The sequence below is a fragment of the Polynucleobacter sp. genome (assembly GCF_018500155.2).
In the GTDB taxonomy this organism is placed as follows: domain Bacteria; phylum Pseudomonadota; class Gammaproteobacteria; order Burkholderiales; family Burkholderiaceae; genus Polynucleobacter.
Genome location: NZ_JAHBAK020000017.1, coordinates 44,069 through 56,595, shown reverse-complemented (window position 1 = coordinate 56,595; position 12,527 = coordinate 44,069). Strand labels below are relative to the sequence as shown.

Annotated in this window: 12 protein-coding genes, 1 tRNA gene and 1 pseudogene; 4 read left to right on the top strand and 10 right to left on the bottom strand. The window is 46.0% G+C overall.

The features are described from left to right. Nucleotides 1-11: 11 nt before the first annotated feature. Together KIH43_RS02135 and KIH43_RS02130 are read right to left on the bottom strand one after the other, a co-directional pair. Nucleotides 12-791, bottom strand: a complete 780-nt coding sequence (locus KIH43_RS02135) for a glycosyltransferase family 2 protein (protein WP_297717220.1) — start codon at nucleotides 789-791, stop codon at nucleotides 12-14. Next, a complete protein-coding gene (locus KIH43_RS02130) occupies nucleotides 788-1,549 on the bottom strand; it encodes a glycosyltransferase family 2 protein (protein WP_296968164.1) in 762 nt (253 codons plus the stop codon). Before KIH43_RS02130 ends, KIH43_RS02135 begins: the two co-directional genes overlap by 4 nt. Nucleotides 1,550-1,559: 10 nt before the next feature. Between KIH43_RS02130 and msbA the strand changes: the two genes are divergently transcribed. After that, nucleotides 1,560-3,323: a lipid A export permease/ATP-binding protein MsbA gene (gene msbA / locus KIH43_RS02125; protein ID WP_297717217.1), complete on the top strand. Its 1,764-nt coding sequence runs from the start codon at nucleotides 1,560-1,562 to the stop codon at nucleotides 3,321-3,323. On the opposite strand, the gene rng is transcribed toward msbA, so the two are convergent. From rng to KIH43_RS02085, 8 genes and pseudogenes are all read right to left on the bottom strand, one after another. After that, nucleotides 3,320-4,783 carry a ribonuclease G gene (rng, locus tag KIH43_RS02120; protein ID WP_296968167.1) on the bottom strand — a complete coding sequence of 488 codons (1,464 nt, stop codon included), beginning with the start codon at nucleotides 4,781-4,783 and terminating at the stop codon, nucleotides 3,320-3,322. The two genes, msbA and rng, sit on opposite strands and share 4 nt — an antisense overlap. Beyond that, nucleotides 4,780-5,403 (bottom strand): Maf family protein, encoded by a 624-nt coding sequence (locus KIH43_RS02115; RefSeq protein WP_297717215.1) that lies wholly within the window; start codon nucleotides 5,401-5,403, stop codon nucleotides 4,780-4,782. The genes rng and KIH43_RS02115 overlap by 4 nt, the downstream gene beginning before the upstream one ends. Before the next feature lie 4 nt (nucleotides 5,404-5,407). Continuing rightward, a complete protein-coding gene (rlmH, locus tag KIH43_RS02110; RefSeq protein WP_296968171.1) occupies nucleotides 5,408-5,851 on the bottom strand; it encodes a 23S rRNA (pseudouridine(1915)-N(3))-methyltransferase RlmH in 444 nt (147 codons plus the stop codon). 28 nt (nucleotides 5,852-5,879) lie between these two features. After that, a pseudogene (gene rsfS / locus KIH43_RS02105) lies at nucleotides 5,880-6,266 on the bottom strand (ribosome silencing factor); the annotation flags it as partial. Nucleotides 6,267-6,312: 46 nt separating this feature from the next. Next, nucleotides 6,313-7,002, bottom strand: a complete 690-nt coding sequence (locus KIH43_RS02100) for an adenylyltransferase/cytidyltransferase family protein (RefSeq protein WP_297717212.1) — start codon at nucleotides 7,000-7,002, stop codon at nucleotides 6,313-6,315. Nucleotides 7,003-7,013: 11 nt separating this feature from the next. Continuing rightward, complete coding sequence (hemF, locus tag KIH43_RS02095; protein ID WP_297717259.1) at nucleotides 7,014-7,925, bottom strand: oxygen-dependent coproporphyrinogen oxidase; 912 nt, start codon at nucleotides 7,923-7,925, stop codon at nucleotides 7,014-7,016. A gap of 43 nt (nucleotides 7,926-7,968) precedes the next feature. Then, nucleotides 7,969-9,246: a phosphoribosylamine--glycine ligase gene (purD, locus tag KIH43_RS02090; RefSeq protein WP_297717209.1), complete on the bottom strand. Its 1,278-nt coding sequence runs from the start codon at nucleotides 9,244-9,246 to the stop codon at nucleotides 7,969-7,971. Nucleotides 9,247-9,267: 21 nt separating this feature from the next. Then, nucleotides 9,268-9,987 (bottom strand): YebC/PmpR family DNA-binding transcriptional regulator, encoded by a 720-nt coding sequence (locus KIH43_RS02085; RefSeq protein ID WP_296968177.1) that lies wholly within the window; start codon nucleotides 9,985-9,987, stop codon nucleotides 9,268-9,270. Between the two features lie 151 nt (nucleotides 9,988-10,138). On the opposite strand from KIH43_RS02085, the gene KIH43_RS02080 reads away from it, so the two are divergent. The 3 genes from KIH43_RS02080 to KIH43_RS02070 all read left to right on the top strand — a co-directional run bounded on the left by KIH43_RS02080 (nucleotide 10,139) and on the right by KIH43_RS02070 (nucleotide 12,235). Beyond that, a tRNA-Leu gene (locus tag KIH43_RS02080) sits at nucleotides 10,139-10,223 on the top strand. A gap of 186 nt (nucleotides 10,224-10,409) precedes the next feature. Beyond that, on the top strand, nucleotides 10,410-11,651 hold the full coding sequence (locus KIH43_RS02075; protein ID WP_297717206.1) for an integrase arm-type DNA-binding domain-containing protein: 1,242 nt from the start codon (nucleotides 10,410-10,412) through the stop codon (nucleotides 11,649-11,651). Then, the gene (locus KIH43_RS02070) at nucleotides 11,648-12,235 is read left to right on the top strand and encodes a hypothetical protein (RefSeq protein ID WP_297717203.1); all 588 of its coding nucleotides are present in this window, start codon (nucleotides 11,648-11,650) and stop codon (nucleotides 12,233-12,235) included. The genes KIH43_RS02075 and KIH43_RS02070 overlap by 4 nt, the downstream gene beginning before the upstream one ends. The last annotated feature ends 292 nt before the right edge of the window (nucleotides 12,236-12,527 follow it).

Here is a 12,527-nt window from a genome sequence, read left to right as displayed (position 1 = left end):
TACTCAATCTTTTAAATTGCTTTTGCCAGAATCTTTTCGCGGACGCGGCGGGCATTTTCTGCAGCATTACTTTGATCATGTATAGGATGATAGAGATGAAATACCTCAGTTGCCCAAGATCCTGACTTACGTTTGATATGGTGGCGCTGTAAGCGAAACACAAAGTCAGCATCTTCATGACCCCAGCCCGTCATTGATTCATCAAAACCCTGAATTGCTAAGGCATCCTTTTTCCAGCAAGCCATATTGCATCCCTTGATGCGTCGCCATACAAATTTTTTGTAAACACGCAATGTACTATTACCAAATTTAATGATTAAGGGCAGGTATTTATTAATGCCACCGCGCAGACGCTCACTTGGCAGCATCGAGCTCAAGCGTGCAAAGTCCCACTTTGGCCAGACTAATAGGTCTTGAGTCAGTTTTTCATCTAACAAGACTCTACTGCCGGTGACAAGATATCCAGGTTGAGCTAATAGGCGATGACGTTCAACAAAATCCGGTTGCACTAGACAATCACCATCTAAAAAGATGAGGTAATCCCCTTGAGCGGCATCGATTGCTCGATTGAGGATTTGGGTTTTACGAAACCCCAGGTCTTCTTGCCAGAGGTGCGTAATGGGATAGGGGCTCGTTGCTTTGAAAGCATCAATCATCTGTTTTGTGCTTTCAGTGGATCCATCGTCGGCAATGATGACTTCAAAATCTTGCTCTGTTTGAGTGGCTAATGATTCTAGGCAAAGCTTTAATGCTTGCGGCCAGTTATAGGTAGCCAGCAAAATAGAAATCATTTACGCGCTTCCTGGTGGAGATGCCAAAGCTTGATGTAGCGATAGTAGGTTCCCTGAGCATTGGAAATAGCCAAGGTAAATCCTTGCGCGCCATCTAAAAATCCTGCGCGAATAATGTAGGTGCGGATAAATGCCCAGGCGCCATGTAGTACAGCCTTTAGAGGACTGGCAGTTTTGCCTTTAGCAAAAGCTTGCTCTGCTGATGCAGTTGAATAGCGATCGAGCTTTTGCAAAACCTGGGAGTAATTCATGAAGCTGTAGTGTAAGAGCGGATTTTCGAGTTTTGCTACCGAGCCGCTAGGGATGAGTCGCTCATGTACTAAATCGTCTGAGAAGCGGGCGGTACCTCTTTTAAATAGGCGGTCCACGTAATCTGGACTCCACCCCGAATGGCGAATAAAGCGGCCACAATACCAGGAGAGCCTTGGAATAGCGAAGCAATCAACATGGGCGTTGTGGTGGATAGCCGTCAGAATTTCAGATTTGAGGGCCGGGGTTAGCCGTTCATCTGCATCTAAGGAGAGAACCCAATCTCCCGTAGCTAAATCTAAAGCCCGATTCTTTTGGGGTCCAAAACCCGGCCAATCAGAGGGCCTGGCAATGGTTGCCCCATAGTTTTGGGCTATTTCTACCGTGCGGTCGGTGCTGTTGGCATCCACTATTACCAATTGCTGGGCAATACCGTCCAAGGAGGCTAAACAGTCCTCTAAATTGGCCTCTTCATTACGGGTGATGAGTATGACTGATAAGGTGGGCATAATTCATTATATGAATGCTCAAGACCGTACTGCTCTAAATCGCTTAATTTCGTATCTAAAGCCCCATATTGGGCTCATTATTGGCTCCCTAGTAGCCATGGCTTTTGTCGCTGCTGCCGAAACATCCATTCCCGCCTTAATGAAGCCTTTATTGGATCGGGGGTTCACTGGACAGCTCAATAGCAAGCTTTGGCAAGTTCCTGTTTTTCTGGTGGGGTTAGCAATTGTCCGCAGTCTGGCGCAATTTTTGTCAAATTATTTGTTGACGAAGGTGATTAACGAAGTTCTTCTCAAACTTCGTGAGCAAATGTTCCAATCGTTGTTGCATGCACGTACTACTTTTTTCCAAAAGAATTCTGCATCCCATTTAATTAATGCGGTTGTATTTGAAGTCAACAATGTGCTTTCCATTATGGGTGGCGTACTCATTAGCTTAGTGCGTGACTCTTTGACCGTCATCGGACTCATTGGATATTTAATTTATCTCAACTGGAAATTGACTTTAGTAGTGCTAATTATTTTTCCAGTCATCGCTTTGATTATGAAAAAAATCAATAAGCGTCTGCGAGTATTAAATCGTGAGCAACAAACTTTAACCAGTGATTTAGCTTATATCGTCGAAGAATCTACCGCGGGTTACAAGATTGTCAAAGTGCATGGCGCCCAAGAATATGAGATGCATCGCTTTGCGCAAAAGGCAGAGCGTTTACGCCAATTTGCCTTAAAGTCTGCCGTTGCTGGCGGTCTCAATCAGCCAATCACCCAGTTAATAGCCTCCATGGCCTTGTCGGTGGTGTTGGTGATTGCCTTGATGCAGTCTGCTACAGAAGGAACAACGGTTGGTGGATTTGCCTCCTTTATCACTGCCATGATGTTGGTGATCTCACCTTTAAAACACCTCGCCGATATCAACCAACCATTACAGCGGGGCTTGACTGCGGCTGAGATGATTTTTGGTTTGATGGATCAACCTTTTGAAGAGGATGAAGACCGCCGCCAAAATATGAGGTCTTTAGATAAGGCTAAGGGTGCAATTCGTTTTGAAAATGTAGGGTTCTCTTACGAGCAAGAGGAAGGGCGTCAAGAAGCATTAAGCAATATCAATTTGACTATTCAACCTGGTGACGTGATTGCATTTGTCGGGCCGTCTGGTGGCGGAAAATCGACGCTCGTCAATTTGTTGCCCCGCTTTTTTAAACCGACCAGTGGTCATATTTATTTAGACGATCTTCCACTAGAAGATATTGTGCTGGCCGACGTGCGCAAACAAATTGCCTTTGTGAGTCAGGATCTCATATTGTTTAATGACACGATTGCTGCAAACATTGCCTATGGTGCGGTAGGTCAAGAGGGCATTGATCGCGGACGCGTCATCGAGGCCCTAGAAGCAGCTAATCTCGGTGGCTTGCTCCGAGAACTTCCAGATGGAATCGATTCGATTGTGGGTGATAACGGTAATCGCTTATCGGGCGGCCAACGTCAGCGCCTGGCCATAGCCCGCGCTATATACAAAAATGCCCCAATATTGATATTGGATGAAGCTACTTCGGCGCTCGATTCTGAGTCAGAGCGCCAAGTCCAGGATGCACTAGAGCGATTGATGGCTGGTCGCACCACCTTAGTTATTGCGCATCGCTTATCAACGATTGAGCATGCTGATCGTATTGTGGTGTTGGAGCATGGCAAGATTGTGGAGAACGGCACTCACGAAGAGCTTCTCAAGCTGGATGGTCTGTATGCTAACTTGCACCGCATACAGTTTTCAAACGCTTAACTCAGAACAATATCGTATTGCTCTTGGCGAAAACTTCCCTCTGCTTGTAGGGTAATAGGTTTACTAATAAAGTCACCCAACTGCGCCAAGAATTGATTCTCTTCTTCAAGAAAGAGGTCAATCACATCTGGCGCGGCCACAATACGAAATTCGCGTGGGTTAAATTGACGATGTTCGCGCACAATTTCTCGCAAAATTTCATAGCAAATCGTTTGTGCAGTTTTGATTTCACCCTTGCCAAGGCAGGTAGAGCAAGGCTCGCAGGTAATATGGGCAAGAGACTCGCGTGTGCGTTTACGAGTCATTTCTACCAAACCTAGGGAAGAAAAATCACTCACTGAAGTACGAGCATGATCGCGCTCTAAGTTGCGGCGTAGCTCATTTAATACGGATTCTTGATGATCCTTGCTGATCATGTCAATAAAATCAATGATGATGATGCCACCAAGATTGCGTAAGCGTAACTGACGGGCAATGGCTTGCGCTGCCTCAAGATTTGTTTTAAAAACCGTGTCATCTAAATTGCGTGCACCAACATAGCTACCGGTATTAACATCAATGGTGGTCATCGACTCTGTCTGGTCGATCATTAAATATCCGCCAGACTTTAAGTCAACGCGGCGCCCCAAGGCTTTGTTAATTTCCGCATCCACATCGAATAAATCAAAGAGGGCGCGTTCGCCACGATGCAGTGATAGCTTACCCAGCAGATTGGGCATATACAAATTGGCAAAGTTTTTGAGTTTTTCAAAGTTTTCAGCCGAATCAACTCGGATTTGCGTAGTGTCTTCACTCGCAACATCCCGTAATACGCGTTCAGCAAGACTTAAATCCTGGTAGAGCAAGCTTGGAGCCGCTTTATGTTTCATGGCTTCCCGAAGGCTTTCCCAGGTCATCCGCAAATAACGCATATCGTTCATGAGTTCAATGTCCGATGCGTCTTGGGCGCTGGTACGTACGATGATGCCGCCTTTTTCATCATCCGCCATTAAACCAGCGAGGCGAGATTTAATCGCCTCACGCTCTTCAGGTTGGTCAATGCGTTGTGAGACGCCAATGTATTTCTCAGTGGCTGCATCTGTGCCAGCCGGCGGTAGATACACTAAATTGCGACCGGCAATACTGAGCTGAGTGGTTAATCTAGCTCCTTTGGTTCCCAATGGGTCCTTTAAAACTTGTACCAGTAAAGTTTGTCCTTCAAAGAGCAGCTTTTCTATTTGCGCTTGCGGATTATTCTGGGTGATATCAGCAACATGCATAAAAGCAGTGCGCTCAAGACCAACATCAATAAAAGCAGATTGCATGCCCGGCAAAACACGTACAACTTTAGCTAAATAAATATTGCCAACAATACCGCGTTGACGAGTTCTCTCAATTTGTAGCTCTTGAACAGCCCCTTGCTGAATCAGTGCAACCCGTGTTTCTTGCGGGGTAATGTTAATTAAAATTTCTTCATTCATATGCAGTGAAATTGAGCACGAGCTAATAATTGAGCGGTTTCATAAAGAGGAAGTCCCATGATACCGCTATAGCTACCCTTAATGGAGCAAATAAAGGCACTGGCAAGCCCTTGAATGCCGTATGCTCCAGCCTTGCCAAAGGGTTCACCACTGGCAATGTAGGTGTTAATTTGTTCATTGGTGAGGGCGGCAAATTTGACTTCAGAAACTTGTAATGCAAAAAGAGGGGGCTCTTCGGGCTTGCTAATCACGGCAACTCCGGTAATTACTTCATGCACTTTCCCGCTGAGCATGCTCAGAATGCGTGCGGCATCTTCTGCATTTGTAGGTTTGCCCAGAATTTCCCCTTCACTATGACCGGGAAGACTAACAGTAGTGTCTGCACAGAGAATGGGAGCCCAAGGCAACTCATTTTCTTTCCAACGCTTGAGGGCTACTTGGCATTTAGCCTTCGTGACACGCTCAACATAGGTATGTGCAGACTCATTTGAGTGGGGGATTTCAATACTCTCGGTATCTTCATTTGCTGCTGGTAATAACATCTCATAGCGAACCCCAATTTGCTTTAGCAGTTCTTGGCGGCGCGGGCTTTGTGATGCAAGATAGATGAATGGACTCAAGGTGTTACTCGCGATGGTAGGGGTGACCTTGCAAAATCGTCCAAGCACGATAAAGCTGCTCAACCAGCAACACTCTGGCCATAGCATGCGGCAATGTGAGACTAGATAGGCGCCACATTTCTTGAGCTCCCGTTTTAAGGCTACTGTCTAAGCCATCAGCCCCGCCTATCAAGAAAGTGATGTCATCGCCTTCTTGTCGCCAGCGGGCTAATTGGTTTGCCAGGTTTTGAGTGGTTTGATCTTTACCGCGCTCATCAAGTGCAATGACTCGTGAGCCTTTGGGTATTGCTGCCAAAATTTTGCTTGCCTCTTTGGCAGGCGTGAGATCCGGTTTAATTTCTTTAATGTCGATACTGCAATCTGCCGGCATGCGCTTGACGTAATCATGGGTTGCTGTAGCTACCCATTCTGGCATTTTGTGGCCAACAGAGACAATGGTTAAACGCATACGTACTTCAAGATGAAATTAATCGTCACTCATCTTCATCAGATTCACTGGCCTTGACTAGGCCTTTGGCGCCCGCCAGTTTTACGCGAACAGGTTTTGCTCCCCACATACCCTCGAGTTGATAGTAGGAGCGAAGCATGGGCTGCAGAATATGCACCACAATGTCACCGCAATCCACTAACACCCATTCACCGGTTTCTAATCCTTCGATCGAGATGACTTCGCCGCCTTTAGCGTTGACCTCTTCTTTTACCGACATGGCGAGCGAGCGGGTTTGCCGATTGCTAGAACCTGTGGCGATGATGACGCGATCAAACAATTCACTAAGCTTGGAGGTGTCATAAACACGAATGTCCTGTGCTTTGACATCCTCTAGGGCATCAATGATGACGCGTTGTAATTTACGTAAGTCCATGGCGTATGTACGATTTTCTATAAGTGTGGAGTTAATCTTAGCTTGCTTATTGGTACAAGCCTAATTTATTGATGATTTCAAGGGTATGAGACGGTATTTGCTCTGCGTCAATAGAACCTCTAGCCGAGGAATGCAGGTGTTTTCTTAGATCGGTTGAAGATAAATTGATAGCCAGATGTTCATCAATCCATATATGGCCAGAAGGATATTTTTCAAGATCTTTAGCCTCAAGTACCTGGTGCCCAGTGATATAAGCGCTCAATGCTGTATCCAATTGCGCAGTGAGCTGGTAATTGGGCCGACTAGCAACAGCAATATTGATCAATTGAGTGAACTCTTGCCAACGATGCCAGCTGGGTAGAGTGAGTAAGGAATCGACCCCCATCAGCCAAATTAAATTGGCAGTGGGTCCAAACCGCTCCCGTAGTGCTTGTGCGGTATCAACGGCGTAACTTGGGCCAGCGCGGTCTACCTCGATGCGATCAATACCAACCTGGGTAGGTATTTTGAGATACAGAAAGGCTCGCGCCAAATCGATGCCAGCAGCTTCAGTTAATTGATAGCGAATGTTGGCAGAGGTAATATGCGCCCCCTTCTGCCAGGGCTCTCCACTTGGAATGAGTAATAAGGTATCCAAGTTCAGCGTTTTGGCAAAGTGGGTTGCTAATTTGAGATGCCCGATATGTGGCGGATCAAACGTTCCGCCCAGAATGCCAATTTTTTGGGGTGTGTTCAAAGCTGTTTGACTCAGGCTAGCCAATCGCGTGGCTTGAGGTAGTGATCATAGAGTTTTGCTTCAGGTGTGCCAGGCTCTGGATGCCAGTTGTAACGCCATTGCACAACGGGTGGCATAGACATGAGGATAGACTCTGTACGTCCTCCTGAGTGCAAGCCAAAAATGGTGCCACGATCGAATATGAGGTTGTATTCAACATAACGTCCACGCCGATACTCTTGAAAAGATTTTTCAGCAGGGGTAAAGGTATCTTGATAGCGTCGCTCAACTATGGGCAAGTAGTCTTGTATAAATGCATCGCCGACTGCACGAGTAATCGCAAAGCTCTTTTCAAATCCGAGCTCATTAAAGTCATCAAAGAAAATACCGCCAATGCCTCTAGGTTCTTCGCGATGCTTTAAGTAGAAATATTCATCACACCACTTTTTGAAGCGGGGATAGAGTTCATTACCAAAAGGGTCTAAAGCATTTTTAGCGGTTTGATGAAAGTGCTTGCAGTCCTCATCAACTCCATAATAGGGAGTTAAGTCAAATCCACCTCCAAACCACCATACTGGCTCTTTGTCGGGTGCTTGTGCGATAAAGCAGCGCACATTCATATGGGTGGTAGGAACTTTGGGATTGTTTGGATGAAAAACTAAAGAGACGCCCATGGCCTCAAAGCTACGACCAGCCACCTCAGGGCGATGGTGCGAGGCGGATGGGGGCATCTGATCACCGCGTACATGAGAAAAGCCTACACCGCCTTTCTCTAATATGTTGCCGCCATCGATGATGCAAGTGCGACCATAACCTTTTAATTTGCTATCTTCCGGTTTATGCCATTCATCAGCAATAAAGGCTTTGCCATCTAAGGCGCCCATTGCATTCGTAATGCGATCTTGCAAGCCCAAAAAATACTCTTTGAGAGCGGCGATATTGATTTGAGTAGGTTGTGCGGACAAGATCGTAAATGAATAATGAGATTTATTTGATAGCGCGATATCCAATATCTTGACGGTATTGCATGCCATCAAAATGAATTTTGCTAATCGCATCGTAGGCTTTTTGTTGAGCGCCGCGCACAGTATCTGCAAGACCTACTACACAGAGTACACGTCCACCAGAGGTGACCACCTTACCATCTTGCAATTTAGTGCCAGCGTGGAAAGTGATCTGACTCTCTGTATCCGCGGGGATGCCATTGATCACATCGCCATTGCGCGGGGTGTCTGGGTAGTTATGAGCCGCTAAGACGACGCCTAGTGCAGTACGACGATCCCACTCAAGCTCGACTTCATTGAGTTTGCCGTCCACGGCATGATCCAGGGCGTTGACGAGGTCGCTGCGTAAACGAGCCATGATAGGTTGCGTTTCAGGATCTCCCATACGGCAATTAAATTCGAGGGTTTTGATTTTTCCGTCTGGAGCAATCATGAGGCCTGCATAGAGGAAACCGGTGTAGGGGATGCCATCTGCCTCCATGCCTTTGACTGTAGGAAGAATCACTTCGCGTAATGCACGTGCATGGATTTCAGGGGTCACCACTGGTGCTGGTGAGTAAGCACCCATACCGCCAGTGTTGGGCCCTTGGTCTGCATCTAATAAGCGTTTGTGATCTTGGCTTGTTGCTAAAGCCAATACATTTTTACCGTCCACTAGGACAATAAAACTGGCTTCTTCACCTGTGAGGAATTCTTCGATGACAACCCGAGCACCAGCATTACCTAATTTGTTGTCAGCCAACATCATGTCAACAGCAGCATGCGCTTCTTCTAGACTCATTGCGACCACTACACCTTTGCCTGCTGCTAAGCCATCAGCCTTGATCACAATCGGCGCACCCTTGGCATCAATATAGGCGTGTGCTTGCAGTGCATTTGAAAATGTTTGATAGTCGGCAGTAGGGATGCCATGGCGTTTCATAAACGCTTTGGAAAAGTCTTTGGAGGACTCAAGCTGCGCTGCTAATTGTGTTGGTCCAAAAATACGCAAGCCATTATTACGGAACACATCCACAATACCTGCTGCAAGTGGCGCCTCAGGGCCCACTACGGTGAGATGAATCTTTTCTCTTTTTGCAAAGTCGGCGAGTTCTTGAAGTCCTGTAATAGGCAAGTTTTCAATTCTGGCTCCGCTGTGTTTTGCGCTAGCAGTGCCACCATTGCCAGGAGCAACGTAGACAGTTTGTACCTGCGGGGATTGCGCTAGCTTCCAAGCTAAGGCATGTTCACGACCACCGGATCCAATCAGAAGAATTTTCATAGGTAATGAGAGAGTAAAGGTTTAAAGGGCAGCGTTTGTATAGACTTCTTGTACGTCATCGAGGTTTTCAAGGGCGTCGAGTAATTTTTGCATGCTCTCTGCTTGCTCACCCTCTAGGGCAATCTCAGTTTCAGGGCGCATCGCCACTGTAGCCAGTTCTGCTTTGAGGCCAGCTTTAACGATGGCATCTTGAACCTTCGGAAAATCAGGAACAGGTGTGAGCACTTCTAGTGAGCCATCATCATGAGTGATGACATCCTCAGCGCCTGCATCTAATGCTACCTCCATGAGCTGATCTTCGCTAGTGCCAGGGGCAAATAGCATCTGACCGCAATGCTTAAACAAGAATGCTACTGAACCTTCGGTTCCCATATTGCCGCCATTTTTATTAAACGCATGACGCACCTCTGCAACCGTGCGGGTGCGATTGTCGGTCAAGCAATCTACGATCACGGCAGCACCATTAACGCCATAACCTTCGTAACGAATTTCTTCGTAGTTGACTCCTTCAAGCGAACCTGTACCCCTCGCAATCGCTCTTTGTACGTTGTCATTGGGCATATTGGCATCTTTAGCCTTATCGACTGCCAAGCGTAGACGTGGATTTGCAGATAAATCGCCACCGCCTAATTTGGCAGCAACAGTAATTTCTTTAATGAGTTTGGTCCAAATCTTGCCGCGTTTTTCGTCTTGACGACCTTTGCGGTGCTGAATATTGGCCCATTTCGAGTGGCCGGCCATACGGGTAAGTCCTTTTAATAATTTGGCTATGAGACAGTATTTTAAGGGGTTCTAGACCCGCGCTTGGGGCAGCCAAGGAAATTTTGTTACACTCTCATGTCTTAGTTGTAGCAAACCTCTGTTTTGTGCAGAATTTCCACTGCAAACACCTGCCTCGGTGATGGAATTGGTAGACGTGCCGGACTCAAAATCCGGTGCCGCAAGGCGTGGCGGTTCGAGTCCGCCCCGAGGCACCACAGTTGGTTTGTTCAATGCCAACTATTTCCCAAAAAGACACATAAAACAAAAGGCTCTAAAGCCGATTTAGGCATCTGTAGCCATCCCTTGAAAATGTGAGTAACATCCCCAATATGTGAGTAATACTGTGAGTAGCAGTCAATCTATAAGATTCTTTACTCACAGGCACTTAACTTGGGGTGAATTTGAAACTTACCGATGCATTTATCAAGGGGATAAAGCCCCAAGCAAAGACCAAAAATTATCCTGATGGTCATGGGCTAGTGTTGCAATGCAATCCACAAGGTTCATTGGGTTGGAGATACCGCTACAGATTTGGCGGCAAACCAAACATGCTGTCATTTGGCACCTACCCTGAGGTTACTCTGAAAAGGGCTAGAGAAAAGTTGGCTACGGCTAGAAAGCAGTTAGACGAAGGCAAAGACCCATCTACTGTTCGCAAGCAAGAAAGCACCCAAAATAGGAATGACTTCAAGTCGGTGGCTTTGAGGTGGCACAAAGCATGGTCAGTTGGTAAAGATGAAAAACATGCAACCAAGGTTCTAAGAAGACTTGAGCAGAATGTCTTCCCTGAAATTGGTTCAATGCCAATTCATACCATTACCGCACCTCTGCTAATTAAGATGGCACAGAAGGTGGCTAAGCGAGGTGCTATTGATATTGCCAAGAGAGCCTATTCAACATCAGGGCAGGTATTTCGCTATGCGATTGTTGAGGGATTGTGCGATAGAAACCCTGCCAATGACATTAGCCTGTCAGATGCCCACATAGAAAGCCCTCCTGTTAAGCACCGCAGTTCGGTTGCCCCTAAAGATGTGCCTGAATTGCTGAAAAAGATTGATGCTTACGATGTTGCCAACAATGGAAGTGCCATTACAAAATTAGCAATGAAATTGATGTCTTATACATTCGTAAGAACTAGTGAATTAATTGAAGCAAAGTGGGATGAGTTTGATTTAAAGGGCAATGTTTGGATTGTCCCTGCCGAGAGGATGAAAAAGGTCAAAGGCAGACCTTCCGCTCCACATATCGTTGCCCTGTCAAAACAATCCAAAGCCATCCTACAAGAGTTGCATAAATTGACTGGGGGTGGAGATTTTGTTTTCCCTCATGAAAGTAACCCTAAAAAGAGCATGAGCAACAACACCATTCTTTTTGCTTTATATCGGATGGGCTACAAAGGGCGAATGACTGGGCATGGCTTTAGAGGTGTGGCTTCAACAATCCTGCATGAGACTGGCTACCCACATGCCCATATTGAAGTCCAACTATCTCACCTAGAGAGGGATAAGGTAAGTGGTGCCTACAACCATGCCGAATACATTCCCCAAAGAGCCAAGATGATGCAAGAGTGGGCAGATTATTTGGATGGAATCAAGGCAGGTGCCAAGGTAATAAATATCAATAGCAAAAGAGGTGCAGCATGAGCAGTAGCGATGGTTTTTTGATGGCTCTGAGCGATAGCGATTGGGATTTTTGGCTGCTAAGACCAAAAATTTATTCTTTTGAGGCTGCCGCTTTAGTTTGCAATATGGACCCTGAAATGTTGGGTACGGAATATAGCGGCAGGGAATGGCATTTTCATCCTTTTGATTGGGATGGAAAGGAAAAGGAATTTAGGCAGAAATTTACTCTGATTGATGAAAATTCTGAGGGGGAAGGTTTTAATTTGCATTTTGATAAGGTTGATTTGAGGGGTTTTGCAGTATGGGCAAAACTTAAGACAGGTTGGAAACTACCCAAAAGGCTAGAGGAGTTTGCTGATAAGGCGATGAACCAAAGGGTCAGCGAAGTAGGCGAAGACAAGGCTAAATCTGCAAGAGAATCGTCCAATGAGTTGAAGTTAATTGGTGCCTTATTGGAGACCTTGATAGATAAGAGTGGCTTAGATTCTCAGGCTAAGGTCATTGCATTCTTAGAAGCCGAATTTAAAGAACTTGGTGGATTTTCAAAATCTCATTTAGAGAAAAAATTTGCCGAGGCAAATGATTTGTTTCAAGGTTCAAAGTAGCGGATGCCACCCCAATTAGGGTGGTGAAGTTTGTCAAAAACCCCTGTTAGGGTGTATTTAAACGGCATCATTTTTAAAGTTACTCCATGCACCAATTGTGGTGCAGCAACACAAATGGAGAACTTACGATGCCTACCAAAACTGAATTACCTAAGCGAAAAGTGCTACCCCATGATGGATGTAGCCGATGGTCACAATTTGCAGAATTCTCACCTGTATGTCGAGAAACATTCCGCAGATTAAGTCTTGAAGGAAAAGCACCAAAACCCATTCGCATGGGGATTCGCTGCAC